17 protein-coding genes and 2 pseudogenes are annotated in these 18429 nt (G+C 45.5%); 7 read left to right on the top strand and 12 right to left on the bottom strand.

Annotated elements, in window-relative coordinates:
* Positions 1–368: 368 nt before the first annotated feature.
* The 8 genes and pseudogenes from ACQEXT_RS09235 to puuE all read right to left on the bottom strand — a co-directional run bounded on the left by ACQEXT_RS09235 (position 369) and on the right by puuE (position 7688).
* Positions 369–2489: an ATP-binding protein gene (locus ACQEXT_RS09235; protein WP_426951720.1), complete on the bottom strand. Its 2121-nt coding sequence runs from the start codon at positions 2487–2489 to the stop codon at positions 369–371.
* A gap of 4 nt (positions 2490–2493) precedes the next feature.
* Positions 2494–3009 (bottom strand): hypothetical protein, encoded by a 516-nt coding sequence (locus ACQEXT_RS09240; RefSeq protein WP_426951721.1) that lies wholly within the window; start codon positions 3007–3009, stop codon positions 2494–2496.
* Positions 3010–3320: 311 nt separating this feature from the next.
* Positions 3321–3584, bottom strand: a pseudogene (locus tag ACQEXT_RS09245) (urate hydroxylase PuuD); the annotation flags it as partial.
* Positions 3585–3628: 44 nt separating this feature from the next.
* Positions 3629–4577 (bottom strand): annotated as a pseudogene (locus tag ACQEXT_RS09250) (urate hydroxylase PuuD); the annotation flags it as partial.
* 11 nt (positions 4578–4588) lie between these two features.
* Entirely contained in the window at positions 4589–5152 is a 564-nt protein-coding gene (locus ACQEXT_RS09255) for an ureidoglycolate lyase (RefSeq protein WP_426951723.1), read from the bottom strand.
* Positions 5153–5166: 14 nt separating this feature from the next.
* Complete coding sequence (alc, locus tag ACQEXT_RS09260; RefSeq protein WP_426951724.1) at positions 5167–6153, bottom strand: allantoicase; 987 nt, start codon at positions 6151–6153, stop codon at positions 5167–5169.
* Positions 6154–6245: 92 nt separating this feature from the next.
* Positions 6246–6761, bottom strand: a complete 516-nt coding sequence (gene uraD / locus ACQEXT_RS09265) for a 2-oxo-4-hydroxy-4-carboxy-5-ureidoimidazoline decarboxylase (protein ID WP_269375402.1) — start codon at positions 6759–6761, stop codon at positions 6246–6248.
* 3 nt (positions 6762–6764) lie between these two features.
* Positions 6765–7688, bottom strand: a complete 924-nt coding sequence (puuE, locus tag ACQEXT_RS09270; protein ID WP_426951725.1) for an allantoinase PuuE — start codon at positions 7686–7688, stop codon at positions 6765–6767.
* A 352-nt stretch (positions 7689–8040) separates the two neighbouring features.
* On the opposite strand from puuE, the gene uraH reads away from it, so the two are divergent.
* The 4 genes from uraH (at position 8041) to ACQEXT_RS09290 (ending at position 11331) form a co-directional block, all read left to right on the top strand.
* Positions 8041–8394, top strand: coding sequence for a hydroxyisourate hydrolase (uraH, locus tag ACQEXT_RS09275; RefSeq protein ID WP_269375400.1), 354 nt, complete (start codon positions 8041–8043; stop codon positions 8392–8394).
* A gap of 141 nt (positions 8395–8535) precedes the next feature.
* Positions 8536–9879 (top strand): NCS2 family permease, encoded by a 1344-nt coding sequence (locus tag ACQEXT_RS09280; protein WP_426951727.1) that lies wholly within the window; start codon positions 8536–8538, stop codon positions 9877–9879.
* 330 nt (positions 9880–10209) lie between these two features.
* Positions 10210–10740: a cytochrome b gene (locus tag ACQEXT_RS09285; protein WP_426951729.1), complete on the top strand. Its 531-nt coding sequence runs from the start codon at positions 10210–10212 to the stop codon at positions 10738–10740.
* Positions 10741–10986: 246 nt separating this feature from the next.
* Complete coding sequence (locus ACQEXT_RS09290) at positions 10987–11331, top strand: rhodanese-like domain-containing protein (RefSeq protein WP_426951730.1); 345 nt, start codon at positions 10987–10989, stop codon at positions 11329–11331.
* Positions 11332–11351: 20 nt separating this feature from the next.
* Here ACQEXT_RS09290 and ACQEXT_RS09295 read toward each other — a convergent pair whose 3' ends face one another.
* Positions 11352–12434, bottom strand: coding sequence for an AarF/UbiB family protein (locus ACQEXT_RS09295; RefSeq protein WP_426951731.1), 1083 nt, complete (start codon positions 12432–12434; stop codon positions 11352–11354).
* A 403-nt stretch (positions 12435–12837) separates the two neighbouring features.
* On the opposite strand from ACQEXT_RS09295, the gene ACQEXT_RS09300 reads away from it, so the two are divergent.
* Both ACQEXT_RS09300 and ACQEXT_RS09305 read left to right on the top strand, forming a co-directional pair.
* The gene (locus ACQEXT_RS09300) at positions 12838–13371 is read left to right on the top strand and encodes a hypothetical protein (protein WP_426951733.1); all 534 of its coding nucleotides are present in this window, start codon (positions 12838–12840) and stop codon (positions 13369–13371) included.
* Positions 13372–13620: 249 nt separating this feature from the next.
* Complete coding sequence (locus ACQEXT_RS09305; protein WP_426951735.1) at positions 13621–14583, top strand: transposase; 963 nt, start codon at positions 13621–13623, stop codon at positions 14581–14583.
* Between the two features lie 322 nt (positions 14584–14905).
* On the opposite strand, the gene ACQEXT_RS09310 is transcribed toward ACQEXT_RS09305, so the two are convergent.
* Positions 14906–16522 (bottom strand): NAD(P)/FAD-dependent oxidoreductase, encoded by a 1617-nt coding sequence (locus tag ACQEXT_RS09310; protein ID WP_331417915.1) that lies wholly within the window; start codon positions 16520–16522, stop codon positions 14906–14908.
* Between the two features lie 212 nt (positions 16523–16734).
* Here ACQEXT_RS09310 and fdxA point away from each other — a divergent pair, with 212 nt between their 5' ends.
* A complete protein-coding gene (gene fdxA / locus ACQEXT_RS09315; RefSeq protein ID WP_006880303.1) occupies positions 16735–17058 on the top strand; it encodes a ferredoxin FdxA in 324 nt (107 codons plus the stop codon).
* Positions 17059–17102: 44 nt separating this feature from the next.
* Here fdxA and ACQEXT_RS09320 read toward each other — a convergent pair whose 3' ends face one another.
* Together ACQEXT_RS09320 and ACQEXT_RS09325 are read right to left on the bottom strand one after the other, a co-directional pair.
* Complete coding sequence (locus ACQEXT_RS09320) at positions 17103–17837, bottom strand: RNA methyltransferase (RefSeq protein WP_426951736.1); 735 nt, start codon at positions 17835–17837, stop codon at positions 17103–17105.
* Positions 17838–17917: 80 nt separating this feature from the next.
* Entirely contained in the window at positions 17918–18358 is a 441-nt protein-coding gene (locus ACQEXT_RS09325; RefSeq protein WP_426951737.1) for a carboxymuconolactone decarboxylase family protein, read from the bottom strand.
* Positions 18359–18429 lie beyond the last annotated feature (71 nt).

The raw sequence follows: 18429 nt of genomic DNA on the forward strand, positions 1-18429 counted from the left end.
CACTAGAGTTGCGCATTTCTTGACCGATGCGCTTTGGCAAGTAACTTAAAGCAAACGATTTTGCGGTGATAACGCAAAAAAACGATGGTTTTTATGACAAAAATCGATGTTAAAAGCGCGCAACCTGCACAAATCTTGCGCAGTCTTGCATCGCGCGCGTCGATTTACTATTTGTTTACATTTTTATAAAAAATGTAATCGACGCCTTTGTTGATGCAAATCAAACAGGGAAACCGTGGAAGACCTCGCTTGTTTAGTGACTTAGCCATTACGACAGCTCTTATGGTTAAACGCGTATTTTCAATGCTCGCTGCATAGTAGTGCAACTACAAATTGTATTTCACCATTTTGGAGATATGACTCGAGTTTTATTGGGCGGGTTTGGCTGTGATATATTTATTTAGCACTCGCTGCATTAAATCCATTCTCACAGGTTTAGGAACAACATCGTTGAAACCCTGTTCAATGTAGTGCAACGCATCTCTATCTGAGTTGTTGGCGGTTAAGGCGACGATCGCCGTTCCTGGAGCTAAGTTTTCCCTGCGGATGGTTTTCAGAGCCTCTATGCCATCCATCACCGGCATTTGGATGTCCATAAAAACAATATCAAAATGGTGCTGCTTCAGAATATCTAAACACTCTTGTCCATTGCCTGCGGTAGTCGTCTCGACCTGTAGGGTATTTAGCATCTTTTGTGCAACGATCTGATTGACTCTCATGTCCTCAACAATCAGAGCAGAGAGCCCTGTACTATTCGGCGCAACATCAATGTTCGCGCTCTTTTCCTGCCCTGTATTTCTGCTACAAACGGCGTTAATTAAACTAAAAATATCGTAGGGTTTGGTCAGCTTTGTCACCCACTCCGAATCAGGGACAGCAGCATGAAGATCGCCAATCACTATGCACGGCTTCCCCTCCGCAATCTCATCGTTGTCACTGAATCCCTGAGCGCCACTGAGGTAGTGAACGGTCAGCTCTCCGTTGTCGTCAAACAATCCAAGTTGGTTCAGCTCTGACGAAATTAACCTTTGTACACGGATATCTTGCGCGACAACTCGTATGCGCTGATTGCGAATCTGTGGACAGAGAATCGTCTTTTCTCCTTCTACTACAACGGGGATGGATACGTTGAACTGTGTTCCTTGCCCAAGCTCACTTTGCACCTCTAATGTACCCTTCATCATGTTGATAAGTGACTGACATATGGATAACCCCAATCCCGTACCACCGTACTTCCTCGTGATTGAGTCATCTGCCTGAACAAACTCCTCAAACACCTTATTAAGTTGTTGTTGCGACATTCCAATACCAGTATCAGTCACAGATAACTTTAGATAGCTTTGTTGGTCTAGGGTCTCAACCGATAACGATACATCGACATATCCGCTATCAGTAAACTTGAGGGCGTTATAGCTAAGATTATTGATGATTTGCAGTAACTTCGTTTTGTCACCAACAATCTTGTAGTCCTTCTCCATCGGTGAGCAAAACATAATCTCAACATCGGGTTTGTTGGTATCAACAAAAATGGTCTTGGATAATTTGATGAGTTCACTACAGTAAAAAACGTCTCGGTCAAGCTTCATCTTGCCCTGCTCGATCTTACTCAAATCCAGCACGCTATTGATGAGCTTTAGTAGGTGTTTCCCAGAGTCATTAATCATTGCCACAAAACTGCGCGTCTGCTCGTCTGTGTTGAGGTAATATTCTTTGTGGCTCAAGCCGATAACCGCATTGAGTGGTGTTCGCATCTCATGGGACATATTGGCAAGAAATCGCGCTTTAGCCGTCGCGCTTTGCTCGGCAAGCTTCTTAGCCTCTTCCATTTTATCTGTGCGCTCTTTTAAGTCTCGACTCAGTTTAATTTGATTGAGATACATCCATGAAATCACACCAACCATCATTGCCAAACAAGCAGAAATGACCGCGAGATAGGTGTATTGCTGGCTGTAGAACTGCTGTTTCTGTTGTACAAACATCATCTGATTTTTTTGCACTTCAGAGACGAACGATGACATATAAACATTGAGTTGCGAGTAGAGGCTATTTAACTGAGTCAACACGGTTTTCATCTTCAGCTCACTCTCATCCAACGTCATCTGATCTAGATTGTTGCCTAGCGCATCTAATCTGGCACGAATCGATGCTAACTTCTTTACGTCACCAAACTGTTGGTGAATCTGAACGGTTCTCTCCGCATGCAAATCTTGTAATATACTGGAGCGATAGACGCGCGCCTTCATCTTCATTGTCGCCAAAGACCGTTCCGAGCGGTCACGTGAAAACTCAATAATTTCCAGCTTGAGCATCAATAACTTACCTTTAGCGGAGATGTTATTGTTCACGATTGTCACGTACGGCTGCGGCGGAATTCGCTGAAACTCGCTCATAGAATGAAAAAAGTAAACCACCATTACAATCAGTACCGCACATAGCACTGATGTAACAATGACAAATAAGCGCCCCTGCGTGAGGAGTGGTTTATCCATATCTTTACTCAATGACCAGTTCCTTTACCTGCCAAACCGACAAACTATAGTAGTAGTCGTTTCTCAGTTCAGGATTCTCTGAAAATGGATACACAATAAAGAAGGGGCCTTTGTCGTCGATTGTCATCCTCTTTCCGGCTTCGTGAGTGGCAAGCAACAATCCGTACTTTTCGGCATCGGCGATCGAAATCGTCACCACGTAATCGTCCCAAGCAACTACCTTCAACGTTTCTCCCTCAGCACCGACATAATCAAGCACGGAGACAAGCTTAGGGCCGGTATACTCGACGATTTGTTCGACAACATGGTTATTGGTCATGATAGATCCTTGCTCTAGCGCGAGGAGCATTTCTTCATCAAACACGACACCCTGATTAGAGTTAGATTGGGTGATATTGCCCGAAACCCAAAGAACTGGCTCTGATTTAGGGGCAGGAAGCGCATAAGCGAGATTAATGAGGCTAAGAGCTAAACTCAGTAAAGTGGTGTATCTGACACCACGGAAAAGTGCTGCTGACATCAATTCATTTCCTCCAGAACTAACTTTTTATAGCCATGAGCAAAACTTCAATTAATTTCAGTATAGACAAGGATTTCTGCCATTAATGAAACTCACTTCGACATTGTTGATGCCAATATATAACGTTATGAAACCGATAACTTATCGTTAGGAGTGCAGACATTGCGGCCTGCGACTTCTACCAACGACCTATAAAAAACCCCGGAACAGGGGCCGGGGGATCTCAAGTGAGATAAAGAGCGGGAAATACCACGTTTGCATGAATCTCGCCTACCGGATTAGCCGTCCGGTAAGCGGGATGGGGAGTGCGATTAATTAATGATCGCACCTTGTTCTACCCATGTACCGATCAAGGTTCGTTCGTCGTCGGTCATTTGTGTTAGGTTGCCAAGCGGCATCACTTTTGTGGCGACAGATTGGGCAACAATACGGGGGACATTTGCTTTGATCTCTTCAGGCGTATCCAAGATCACCCCCGCCGGAGCCGCAGCAAATGCAGCATGTGTTGGGGTTGCAGAATGACAAACCGAGCAACGTTGCTGAATCACTTGATTAATCGCTTCAAAGCTGACTGCCAAGCCATGTGATGACGTCTCTCCCGTTTCTCCACTCACTTGCTGAGTGACGGATTCAACGGTAACTGGAGCCTTAGCGACTGGCGCGGCTGGCTTGTTGGCGTATGGCGATGTGACAAATGCTAGGGTAATCATACCCAACGCTGCCACTGGTACCGTCCACGCGAACTTCTGACTACCATGACGGGTGTTAAAGTAATGACGAACTAAGATACTAAAGATCGCCAGACCCGCCAGAATTGCCCAGTTATACTCCGAACCGTAAGTGCTCGGGAAGTGATTACTGATCATAATAAACAGCACTGGTAGAGTCAGATAGTTGTTGTGACGAGAGCGGAGCAAACCTTTCGCGGGCAATGCTGGGTCGGGTTCGCGGTTCTCTTCAATCGCACTGACCAAATTACGCTGAGCAGGCATAATCACGCGGAACACATTACCGACCATGATGGTACCAATAATCGCACCGACGTGAATGTACGCGCCACGACCACTGAACACCTGAGCCAAACCGTAGGCCGCAGCCACCAGCAGTATAAATAGCACAGCTCCAAGTAACATTGGGGTTTTACCTAATGGAGAGTCACAGAGAAAATCATAGACAAACCAGCCAGCAACCAATGCCCCTACACCTATCGCTATGGCAGTCGTTGGCGCCATACCTGATCCAGGTGCGATCAGGTAGATTTCTGCGTTAAGGTAGTAAACCACCCCCAACAACAGCACACCGGTAATCCATGTGAAATAAGCTTCCCATTTAAACCAATGCAAATGCTCTGGCATTTCAGGTGGTGCTAATTTGTATTTTTCCAAGTGGTAAATACCACCACCATGAATAGCCCACAAGTCCCCTGATAGGCCTGTTTTCGGGTTAACGCGATTTAAGTTGTTTTCTAACCAAACAAAGTAAAACGAAGCGCCAATCCATGCGATGCCAACTATCATGTGAACCCAGCGAATCGCCAGATTCAACCACTCCGTGATATGTGGATCCATAATAAACTCCTTTACAACGCGCTTTCCATGCGTTGCGTAATTTCCTTATTGTTGATGCTTGGGAGATCTTCAAGATGAAGTGACACTAAATCCGTCTCAAAAAAAACTTCATCACAGTTATGCCCTTCTCCACCACGATCAACGATTAAAAACTGATCCTGATCTCTTAGTGCCAGCACAGGGTGATGCCAAACGCCTTTATGGTAATTGACGCCTTGACGTCCATTACTCAAGAATGCTCGACACTCTTGAAGGCTCGGGTCATCACCTTGTGGTGCGACGACAATGAGATAGGGTTGACCAAGCAAGGGAACAAAAGCCTGAGATCCCAAAGGATGACGCTCCAACATTTGTATCGTTAACGGGTAGCTAAGCGGTGTTGCTTGGAAGATGCTGATGATCGCCTCACCACCTTGTTGCTGCACATCTGCCGTTGCGAGTTTGTGGTAACGACGTGTCGAACCATTATTGATCATGAAGTAATCACGATTATCTACTTCGATGACATCACCAAACTGGGCAAAAGCTTGTTTGGTTAAAGGCTCGATGGTTAAACGGCGAGTTCCATTGCTCATAGTCACTTCCTCGCTTATTTCGCTTTGGTGCCAAACAAACGTAAACGGCTGATACCACCATCAGGGAAGATATTCAGACGCACATGCGTGACCGAACCTAGATCATTCACTTCCGATACGAACTCATGAATATCGTGCGCTTTCAATTTTTGCGCTGGCAACAGTTCGCGCCAGAATAGACTTTGAGTCGCCACTTGATCATCGGTACCACCTTTCACATATGCCGCCTGAATCGAACAGCTATCAGGGAAGTTACCTTTGAAGTGCGCCGTATCGACCACGATGCGATCAATATTGCCTGCATGGCCTAACGCAACAATAACCCAGTCATTACCCGGTGTACGACGACGAGCGGTTTCCCAGCCATCACCCATATTCTCACCACGACCAGGACCAAGAATGTTGGATTTGGTGCCATAGTGCTCATCACTACATGCCAAGGCACGACCACCGTTTTCTACCGCGGCAAGGTCAACTTGCTGCTGCGGGTCGATACGATCCCAGTCGACACTCGGACGACCGTAAACACGCAAACGAGCCACACCACCATCTGGGTAGATGTTCAAACGTAAGTGAGTAAACACTTCGTTGCTATCGATTTTTTCTAAGTGATGATGGTTGCCTTGCAAACTCATTGACGGCAGGATCTCCTGCCACTCAGTCGCGTCTGTCGGATCACCGTCTGGTGAGTAACAAGCATCAATAGACGCCGAGGGAGGGAAGTTACCAGTAAAGAATGAAGTGTCGATATCAACACCTGCGATCGTACCCGCAAGACCCAAGCGAATCACACAGTAGTCGTAGCCTTCACCGCGTTTACGGCGGCTTTCCCAACCATCCATCCACTTACCGTTATCATCATAAACGCCTTCCTTCCACTCCGGCGCTTCGCGGCGCAGCAGTCGGCTCTTGTCTGCAAAGAAATCGTCAGTGGCGTAAATTGCTTGTGCGCCAAGTTTGTCATCAGCGAGGTTAATGTATTGTTCAAAATCTAAGGACATTTCCTTTATCCTTCCAATTATTCAAAAATAGGTTAAATGAGTAGGGCTCTTGGTAAAGAGCGGTAAAGCGTGATAGTCGCCAGCTCTGTGACTTACATATCTCGCAGACGAAACAGGGCAATCTTATTGATCTCCTGAATCGCAGTAGCAAACTCAGTTTCACTATCATTGCCTAATCGCTTCTCGAACGACTCAAGAATTTGGTAACGATTGGCCCCTTTCACTGCCATGATGAAGGGAAAGTTGAAGCGACTTTTGTAACTGTTGTTGTACGTGGTGAATTTTTCAAACTCTTCAGCTGAGCACTGATCAATACCCGCACCCGCTTGTTCTGCGGTAGACGCCGCAGTGAGTTCTCCGTTGATTGCTGCTCGCCCAGCTAAATCTGGGTGAGCATTAATAAGATCGAGTTGCTGCTGTTTATCCGCTTCGAGCAAGGTATTCGCCATTCTTAGGTGTAGATTGGCGATCTGATCATCTTTGTCACTTAAGCCTTGATCGTACACAGATTCCGCAACCCATGGACTGTGTTCATACACATCACCAAAGTGAGTGACAAATTCCGTACGTTCCATTGTCGATGGTTTGCAAAAACGAAATTCCGCCATTTTTTATTTCTCCTTTAGTGGTGTGTATGGGTGGTGCTCATGCCAATGGCGAGCAATATCAACACGGCGGCATAACCAAACATCGTCATGTTGTTTTACGTATTCGAGAAAGCGTTTCAGAGAAGCTATTCGCCCTGGACGGCCAATCAAACGACAGTGTAAACCTACCGACATCATCTTCGGTGCGGTCTCACCCTCGGCGTACAATGTGTCAAAGGTATCTTTCAGATACTGGTAAAACTGCTCACCAGAGTTAAAACCTTGCACCGTTGCAAATCGCATATCGTTCACATCGAGTGTGTAAGGGATCACCAGTTGCGGGGTTCCAGTTTCTGTATGCCAGTAAGGTAAGTCATCATCATAAGCATCTGAGTCATAGAGAAAGCCCCCTTCTTGGGCCACAATGCGGCGCGTATTCGGGCCTGTTCGACCGGTATACCAACCAAGTGGACGTTCTCCAGTCAACTGCTTGATGATCTCAATCGCCTTCATCATATGGTCACGCTCTTGAGACTCATCCATATATTGATAGTCAATCCAGCGATAGCCATGGCTACAGATTTCGTGCCCGGCTTGCACCATAGCTTTAGCCACATCAGGATGTCGCTCAATAGCCATGGCAACCGCAAACACTGTTAACGGAATCTCATACTCATCGAACAGCTTTAGTACACGCCAAACACCAGCTCGACTACCGTATTCATAGATAGATTCCATGCTGATATGACGTTCCCCTTTAATCGGTTGAGCAGCGGGAATCTCAGACAAAAATGCTTCGGATTCATCATCTCCGTGGAGCAGACAGCGTTCACCACCTTCTTCATAATTCAAGACAAATGACACAGCGACACGGGCGCCGCCTGGCCATTTAGGGTCAGGTGGATTCGCACCATAGCCAATCAGGTCTCGCGAATATTCCTTATCCATTCAGGCTCTCCTTAAATACAAGATGCGCTCAATTGGCACCTTCTCAATCTCACACATTCATTGTATACAATAAATTATCTCAATGTAAAGATTTTGTTGTTAAAGTTAAATTAAAGATACAAATTCAATTTATTCATAAACTTACAATTATAACCATAGCCATAAGACAACGATTTCATCTCACAAAATTGATTTTACCCCGCCTTCATTAGTAACAAATTTATAACAACATGCTTTACTAACCGAATATTTTGTGTACATATATAGTTATCAAAAGTCGAACTGAATACCTCTTTGTATACAATTTGACGTTAACCAAAACTAAGGAGAGCGCTAGGCGCAATTAACAATTATGGGCAAATTAACCACTCACGTATTGGATACAATGCACGGTGTTCCAGGTGCCGAGATTCAAGTTGAGCTGTTTCGTGTGGAAGGAGATTCCCTCACCAAGATTAAAACAGTCACAACAAATTTTGATGGGCGAACCGATGAACCCGTTCTTGAAGGTGACACTTTCACAACAGGAAAGTATCAGTTGGTGTTTCATGTCGCAGACTACTACCGCAAGCGAGATGTCGATTTAGGGGATATTCCTTTCCTAGATGACGTGGTGATTCGTTTTGGTCTTGGTGAAGAAGGCGCTCACTACCATGTACCACTGCTGGTTTCACCATATAGCTTCTCGACCTATAGAGGCAGCTAATACCCAGCAATCTAACAACGTCAAATACATTAATACATCAGGAGAATTGGAGTCTGCAGATAAACCTTTCGGTAACAAAACATCCTAATGCAGAGTGCGGTATTCAATTTCAGAAAAACCAAAACAAAAGGACTTGCTGACATGAATGAAAGCAAAGCAGAAGTGCTTAACAGCGAAAGCCAAGCCGGTGGCTTACTAGAGCGCTTTTTTAAACTGAAAGAACATGGAACCAGCGTGAAAAACGAGATGATCGGGGGGATCACCACGTTCGCGACCATGGCGTACATCATTTTCGTCAACCCACAAATTATGGCTGCGTCAGGAATGGATTCTGGGGCGGTATTCGTCGCAACTTGTATCGGTGCGGCGATCGGCTGTCTACTTATGGGGCTCTTTGCGAACTGGCCAGTTGGTCTAGCACCAGGCATGGGGCTCAATGCTTTCTTCTCGTTCACCGTAGTCAGTGAAATGGGTTACAGCTGGGAAGTTGCACTCGGCGCGGTATTTTTGTCCGGTATTCTATTCGTCGGTATGAGTTTCTACAAAATCCGACAATGGATTATCGAAAGTATTCCGGAGAGTTTACGTTTCTCTATGACTGCCGGCGTTGGCCTATTTCTTGGTCTGATTGGTCTTAAAACCGCAGGTATCGTTGTCGAAAACCCAGCTACTTTGGTTTCATTGGGAGACTTTACAAAACCCGATGCTATGCTCGCTGCGATCGCTTTCCTAATCATCGCTGTACTGAGTGAGCGCAAGGTGTTTGGTGCCGTATTGATCGGTATTCTCAGTGTCACCGTTATCGGCATGATGTTAGGGCTAGTCCATTACAATGGCTTCTTTGCCACACCACCAAGTATCGCTCCTACCTTTATGGCAATGGACATTGCTGGTGCATTCAACATCTCTATGGTCAGCGTTATTCTGGCATTCTTGTTCGTGAATATGTTTGATACGGCTGGCACACTAATGGGCGTTGCTGAACGTGCCAATTTAGTCAATAAAGAAACAGGCCGAATTGAAGGGCTTAGCAAGGCGTTAAAAGCAGATTCGATCTCAAGTGTTGCTGGTGCATGCGTGGGTTGCCCGCCAGTAACCAGTTACGTAGAAAGTGCTGCGGGCGTTGCCGCTGGTGCTCGTACAGGTTTGTCTGCGATTGTGGTTGCGGTTCTTTTCCTCGCGGCGATTTTCCTCTCGCCTCTCGCCGGCATGATCCCAGCGTACGCAACCGCCGGTGCTCTGATCTATGTTGCTTTCGTTATGATGAGCAGTATGCAGCACGTCGATTGGAAGGATTTCACCAACGGAGCACCAGCCGCCATCACCGCGCTAATGATGCCTCTCACCTTCTCAATTGCTAACGGTATCGCACTTGGTTTTATCACCTATACCGTGCTCAAAGTCGCAACCGGTAAGACAAAAGATGTTTCCATCTCAATGTACTTCCTGACGGTCGTCTTTGTTGCCAAGCTTATCTACATCTAAGCCTGATTAGCCGCAATTATTTCAATCAAACACACCACTGGCCTGATACAAGATTCAGGCTAGTGGTCAACATACACATTTCGTGACCCTACGCATGTCGATATTCGTCAACTGATCGAACGCCATAAACGAGCGGCTTCCCGTTTAGCTAAAAAAGCCCTCGGTGAGTAACTGAACATTCGTACTCACTCAGTGCCAATCTGACAATAACCAGGTTGGCACGCTATTCACTCGCCTTTTCTTAGGTCATTCGTTTCCTGAATAAAGCATTCATCAGCAATTCATCTCTGTCGATGCAAAATATCCACACTTTAAGCATGGAGAAAAAACATGGACAGCAATCCAAACAGAGCAATATCAACGCCAATGATCTGGTTTCATTGGCTAAGTGGAATTGGCATGATTTTGGTCTTAGTATCAGGACTCATCATGGATGATGACCCCAGCAACCTCTTGTTCAACGCTCACGTATCATTCGGCATACTGGTGCTGGCAGTGAGTATCCCTAGACTGATCGCACGACTCATGGTTGGTATGCCACAACCTGTTGCGCCGCGAGGCAAACTGGAAGATATAGCGGCTAAAATAGTGCTCTATTCCTTGCTGACACTCACCGTCCTTCTGCCATTATCAGGCATTGCGTTAACCCTTGGAGAAGGTGACGGTTTAAGTCTATTTGGTTTACCGCTAATGCTCCCCGGTAACGAAATAGAGTGGCTAGAGAATTTAGGAGAAGGGATTCATGAATTTGCTGGAGAAACGTTACTACCCGTGCTCTTGCTACTCCATGTCTCGGCAAGCCTGCTTCACCATTTCGTGAAGAGAGATAGCATTCTGCTAAGGATGTTAGGTCGCACCTAGCGCTACTATCCCGACCCACTCGCGTGCCAACGGACTCTCTGAGGCACGCATCACTCACTTAGTTTGCTGATTATAAATAACGGGGGGATTAGGGACAGCAGTACACTGTAGTAGCCTAGCTAGAATGGAGTATAGACAAGCGTTTAAACTATTTAAATTATCAGCAAACATCTGTGAATTGCATCGCGGCTAATTTTGGAGAATTGGATATGCTTAAGGCAACGACAATTAAGGAACTCAATCAAGATGAAAAAATTGATCATTCTGTTGCTGGTGGCCATGGCGGTCTTTAGTGTTCCATCCATCGCTTCAGAACGTGCCGATATTGGCTGGCAGTGGATCAAGCAGGGTGCATTAATCGTCGATGTTCGAACCCCGCAGGAGTTCGAAGCTGGGCACCTAGACAACGCTGTCAACTACCCCCTATCTCAACTGGCAACGCACTTTGCCAACATCGACAAAGAGAAACAAATCGTCCTCTACTGCCGGAGCGGAAACCGCTCAGGTCAAGCCTATCAATACTTAGTTTCTCAAGGGTTTACTAATCTGCACAATGCTGGCGGTTTGGTTGAGATGCAAAATGCTCAGTAGCCTCTACTGAGCATCATCCTCTAAATCTGATACTGCTTAACCAAACTCAGAGCGGTTTGGTAGGAGTCTATCAGCTCAGCCTGATTCTTACCGTGATTGTGATAAAACAACGCCCCTTTCTCATTAAGCATCGGGTAAGCGTCTTTAATCATCGCCAACACAGCCTCAACTCGTTTAATGGTAGTAGGCGTGCAGCTTCTCCCCGCCAAGTCATCTTCGATATCCAGCACATGTGAGCGGAACATTTCCACCTCAAACAACTGCTTTAACTTTCGCTCATTAGCCAAGGCGATTTGATAGTCTGTGATTTGCTGGCGCTTTGCCATCAACACCGGCTTGCTAGCGTTTTGATTTTGCAACCATTCAAAGTGCAAGGTCAGAGCTTTAAGTGCCTGACGCTTCACTTTTCTAAACACTGACAATGACTGAGAAATGGAATAACCCTGCTCCAAAAACCAACCGGAGAGAAAGCGCGTCTCGAAACGTTCGCAAAGTTCAAACAGAGGGTCGCTCATTCCATTACTATTCAGCTCATTCAAAGGATCAAAACGGTACATATAGCCAAAGTCGAATAGCCATAGTTTGCCATTCGCATCCACCAGCAAATTTCCTGCACAGAGATCCCACTCAAACAGTCCAATCCTTTCACAGGCAGTTAACGTCGAAAACAGTTGCTCAAGCAGTGAGTGCGTAATCTTGCTGATAGGCTCGGCTTCAATCCACTCAGACAAAATTATCCCAAGCCGATAGTCGGCATAAACGGTCGGGACTATGCATTCAAACGCATCGCTCGTTGCCGGATTATCTTTGTGGCGCTGTAAATCAGCACGACGTTGTACTTCATTCAAAAACGAAAATTGACCATCCAGATTTTGTACCTTGGCAACTGGACGCTTTTTCTTCAGAGTGTAATCTTTGCCAGCGAAGCGAAGTCGAAATACTTCAGCGGTAAGGCCGCTTTGAAAAGTTTCAACGACATAAGGGCTATCACTGGTGGTTGAGGCCAGTTGCTCGAGATCGATTGGGCATTTTTCCATCTCGCCAACAACGAGGTTTTCACCACTGAGTTCAAATTGCTGTTGTTCCTTTTGACGCTGATTCATTGTTAAGTCCTTTTTCCGCCGTGAAGTGGTGATTTTATCAGCAGACAGGACAGGCAAATCCTCCCTAATGGATTAACTTGAGGGTGAGTAGCAAGGCGTATCATCATTGTAGGAGGACACACATCATCATTGTAGGGGGACACACACCATAATAATGGTGGGCACGTGCAAACCTATTTCAAGCCGAGCCCCAACGGGAGCTACAGTTCTGGTTTTTCTTGGACATTTGAATAAATCGTAGCAGCGAAAGTCAGCACCACTTTATGGCTATATAATGACCAATCATCAGGTTTAGATGAGTAGTTAGTCTAAATTCAAAGCGTATCTTTTGATTCCGCTAACGCGATTCTATAAGCTTTGTTCCATGTTTCACCCTCATAAGCCTCATTTTACTCGGTTCTCTATGCTTGTTTTTATCATTGTGGCACTTCTTATCGTGTTACTTTTGCTTCTCACTTTTTACTTCTTTCATGTTAATCAGCGTCAAAAAGAACAACTCATCACCAAAAAGACATTGTCGGTACAAGTCGATAAGCTCAAGTTGAGATTAAAAGATGACATCAGCATCATGGTGGATTCAACATGCATTTCTCAAAAGCAGGGAGACGCACTTTATCGAGTGGCGAATTACTACTTCGTTTATCAGTCAATGACCCGTGAAAATGTCACAAGCTACGCGGAGCTAATCGGCGATTTGCTTGGTATCATCAACGAAAACGTCTTCCCGAGACTCATCAACGAAGAAGAAATCAGCGAATCAACAAAAGACATAATGAGCCGTTTCATCCACTCATTACCACCGAGGACCGATGGTTTCACCCCTGGGTTTTATAGAAACGATTTACCCGTTTTGTTCAATAACCTAAGAGAAGCGTTAGCAGCAGAGCCCGAGGTAGAAGAAACAACAGGCGACAACAATCTAGTCATGGAAAGTTAATCATCACAAAGCAAGCCCAAAAACTCGCTTTTTTCTTATTGGGACACACGCCTTAAAACCACACCTAAACTTAAAAGCAACTAAAAGGACATACGTGCTGGGTTAAGTAGAGGTTAAGTGGACACACACCATAAAGGATGAAAATGGTATGAGTTGTTGATACCTCCGTGGAAGGCTGGATTATTCCAGATTGTCGCATGTAGGCGACTTTCTTAACCTAAGTGAATCAAACACTACTTGGGAAAAAAGATGACAATCGCCAGAAAACACCAACTGTGTGTCGATGCCACACCTTACTATCATTGCGTTTCTCGCTGTGTCAGACGAAGTTTTCTATGTGGAAAAGACCCCGTTACCCAGCAGTGCTATGAACACCGACGGGATTGGATTAAAAGAAAGATGTTGGCGCTATCGCAAGTCTATTGCATCGATATCTGCGCTTACGCCATCATGGCCAACCACTATCATCTAGTTGTGCATATCAATTGTTCAAAAGCCCTAAACTTATCTCATCAAGAAGTGGTTGAGCGTTGGAAGCAAGACCACAAGTTGCCAAGTTTAATAACGAGGTGGTTAGATGGGCAACTCACCAATAATGTTGAAGTCGAAGCATGTATGACTATTATTGAGTCGTGGCGAGAACGGTTATGGAACCTCAGTTGGTTTATGAAAGAGCTCAACTTTGACATTGCTTGCCAAGCGAACAAAGAGGACGAGTGTAAAGGCCATTTTTGGGAAAGTCGTTTTAAAAGTCAGGCCTTGCTTGATGAACAAGCACTTGCTGCCACCATGGCTTACGTTGATTTAAATCCATTAAGAGCAGGGATAGCGAAGACGCCAGAGGCCTCAGACTATACATCGATTCAAGCGAGAATAGAGGCACTAAACAATCAGCAAGAAACGGCGCCTTACCTCCATCCATTTATAGGCAATTCGGCAGACATTCAACTCGATGGTATTCCATTTCGACTTATCGAGTATATTGAACTGGTTGACTGGACTGCACGTCAATTCCGAGAGGGCAAAGCCCAGCTAAGTAGAAGCATTCCACCAATATTAGAGCGTTTGAATATCTACAAGCGAAAGTGGCTTAATGCTTGTACAGAGTTAGAACGTCGCCGGACGACCAGTATAGGCTGTATCACGAGCGCAATAATGGCCAAGCACGTGTTTAATAGAAAACGAATTAATTTGTTTCGATTGGACAGTTAGTTTTAGTGCTAAACTTATGATTTCTAACTAAACCTGACGGGTTTAGCGCTTCTCAATACCTCAAGAATCCCCATAAGACCTAACCAACACTAAAATCGCTGCAATATTGGAATGAATCTCAAAGTGCGTTGATAAAACCCACGACTAGCAAAGCAACTTTCACCAAACATAGCTGAACTCGTTATGGTGTCTGTCCTTAATGTTCAGTCCTTAAGGTTCTTCAACAACTTCTTCTGGTGCCTGTCCCTGTAACAGTAACAAAAAAGGCCCTTAGCAATTTAAGAGCCTTAATATCTGTTGTCTGTGGCTTAAAGGTGGGGAATTAAGCGTTTTCTGCGTCTGCTACCATTGCTTTTGCTAGCGCTTCTGCGACTTTAATACCGTCGATGCCAGCAGATAAGATACCACCCGCGTAGCCAGCACCCTCACCAGCAGGGTAGAAGCCTTTAAGGTTTATGCTCTGGAAGTCTTTACCACGTTTGATACACACTGGTGAAGACGTACGAGTCTCTACACCGGTTAGTAGACCATCTTCCGAGGCAAACCCTTTGATCTTCTTATCAAACGCTGGAATGGCTTCACGGATTGCTTCAATTGCGAAATCTGGCAATGCTTTCGAGATGTCAGTCAGCTTGATACCTGGTGTAAATGAAGGTTCAACATCACCAATCTGGCTTGGATCGCGACCTTTAAGGAAGTCACCGATCTTCTGAGCTGGTGCGTCATAGTTTTCACCGCCTAGCACGTAAGCTCCTGATTCCAGTTCACGCTGGAAACGAATACCTGCAAGTGGGTCTCCAGGGTAATCGCGCTCAGGGTCGATACCAACAACGATAGCACTGTTTGCGTTGCGCTCTGAACGTGAGTATTGGCTCATACCGTTAGTAACAACTCGACCTTCTTCTGAAGTCGCCGCCACTACCGTTCCGCCCGGACACATACAGAAGCTGTACACAGTACGGCCATTCTTACAATGGTGAACCAGTTTGTAATCCGCGGCGCCAAGAATTGGGTTTCCTGCGTTTGGTCCAAAACGAGCTTCATCAATCATCGACTGTTTATGTTCGACACGGAATCCCACAGAGAATGGTTTCGCTTCCATGTAAACACCGCGATCATGCAGCATCTCAAACGTGTCACGAGCACTGTGACCAACTGCAAGAACAACATAGCGTGAATGAATTTGCTCACCATTTGACAATGTAAGACCAGTAATCTGTTCACCATCCATGTGGATGTCATCGACACGAGTACTAAAACGAATTTCACCACCTAGCTCGATGATTTTCGCACGCATTTTCTCAATCATGGTAACCAGTTTAAAGGTACCAATATGTGGCTTACTGACGTATAGAATCTCTTCTGGTGCGCCAGCTTCAACAAACTCAGTGATCACTTTACGACCGTAGAAGTTTGGATCTTTCACTTGGCTGTATAGCTTACCGTCAGAAAAAGTACCTGCACCACCCTCACCAAACTGTACGTTTGATTCTGTATTTAGGGTGCGTTTGCGCCAAAAGCCAAACGTATCTTTAGTACGCTCACGTACTTCTTTACCACGCTCGACAATAATAGGGTTGAAACCCATCTGCGCGAGAACAAGGCCGGCAAATAGACCACAAGGACCAAAACCGATCACAACTGGACGCTCTGTTAGGTTCTTAGGTGCCTGAGCGACAAACTTATATTCCATATCTGGCGTCTGTTTAACGTGCGGATCGCTAACGAACTGCTCAAGCAATGCTGCTTCGTTCTCGACCACAACGTCCAGAGTATAGATAAGTAGGATGTTCGCTTTCTTACGAGCATCGTAGCCACGTCTAAAGATATTGAAAGAGATAACTTGGTCAGCTGAAATACCAAGTTTCTTTGTAATAGCAGCGATTAACGCCCCTTCCTCGTGATCAAGAGGAAGCTTGAGTTCATTTAAACGTATCATGTAGATGTCTCGTAATCATAGGTGTCTTAGCCAAGCCGAAAAGGCGAGCTCACAATGGCGCGCATTTTACGAGAAATTGATTTGTCTGTCATACTAAAATCAGTTTGGTGAACTCATTTACACGAAGATTCACTGCATAGAATGTTGAATTTTGCCTTGGGATGAGTATTATCCCCATTCTTCAATTTTGACTAACTAAAGAGCGGATCGTCATGGCGTTTGTGGTAACGGATAACTGTATCCAATGTAAATATACTGACTGTGTTGCGGTATGCCCTGCTGATGCCTTCCATGAAGGGCCAAACTTTATGGTGATCAACCCGATTGAATGTATCGATTGTGGTCTATGTGTTGACGAATGTGATGCACACGCGATCTTTCAAGAAGACGAAGTGCCAGATGATCAAACCATCTACATTCAGTTAAATGCGGAATTGGCAGAATTGTGGCCAGTTCAAACGGAAGTCAAACCAGCCATGGACGAAGCAGAAAAATGGAATGGCGTGCCTAACAAACTAGACATGCTGGAAAAATAGAAGCGAGCGATTCACTCCTCTCTCGCGACTTGATACGCTGCGTCTTAGCTGTGCTGACGACGCAGGTTATCGAGAATAATTCCCGTCGCCATTGCCACATTCAATGATTCGGCACCACCGAAAGCGGGAATAGTAATCTTATCAGTGACGTATTTTGCCGTTTGCTCGCGAATGCCGTGAGACTCACTGCCCATCAATAAAATACCTTGCGCAGCAAACTCAGTTTTATGCACGCTCTCACCCTCTAAAAACGCACCATAAACAGGCAATTTCGCTTGTTCCAGATACTCAGGCAAGTCTAACTGGCTAACTGTCACACGACCAAAGCTACCCATGGTCGCGCTGATCGTTTTTGGATTATAAGGATCAGCACAATCCGTACTGGCAATAATGTGCTTAATGCCATACCAGTCAGCAACGCGAATAATGGTGCCCAGATTACCCGGATCCGAAACACCATCCAAAGCAATCATCAACCCTTGCGCCTTTGGCACTTCTACACTTGGGATCTCAACCACAGCAATCGCCGCATTGTTACTCACCAGCGTACTCGCTTTAGTAAGGTCATCGAGCGAAGCTTCTATACACTCGAAACCACTTAACTCTTGGCTGTGCTGCGCTAAAAATTCACTGGTAGCAAACACATACTTCACCGACAGAGTGCTGTTGACCAACTCAAGGACATTCTTTTCACCCTGAACCAAAAACAGACCATGCGCCTTGCGCTGTTTCTTTTGGCCTAAAGCTCGAAGTAATTTAAGTTGGTTTTTCGAAATCATAATCTTTCCAGAGTGAAATAGGGGTGTCCCGGATAAAAGCGCAAGGATTATAGATGAAAGCGATTTAACCTGCCACCTGCTTACTGCTCATGGGTCATTTTTGTTGCCACCGCAAAACGGTTCCAGGCATTGATCATGATCACTTGCATCATCGCCTGCGCCAACAACTCCTCACCAAGATATTCACGCGCGATTTGGTAAACCTCATCAGACACTCCACCTTTCGCAATCAGTGTCATTTCATCAGTCAGTGCCAGTACCGCTCTCTCTTCAGCGTCAAACAGCGGCGACTCCTTCCATGCCGACAGAGCAAACAGCTTTTTAGCATCAATACCCAGCTTCTCCGCTTCGGTCACATGCATTTCAATACAGTAAGCGCACTGGTTAATCATCGAGGCACGCAGCTTTATAAGCTTCTTAAGCGACGCCGACAAGCGGGCTTCAGCTACATAACCCTCTACGCTTAACATCGCCGTTAACGCTTTGGGTTCCACTTGAGCAATATTGATTCGTGTAGTCATAGTCTGTTCCTTTAGGTGATTGTTCGAAAATTCACCGCCATTGTGATTCAATCTATATTTATGCAGAATAC

Source organism: Vibrio sp. TRT 29B02 (assembly GCF_050113655.1).
Lineage (GTDB): Bacteria > Pseudomonadota > Gammaproteobacteria > Enterobacterales > Vibrionaceae > Vibrio.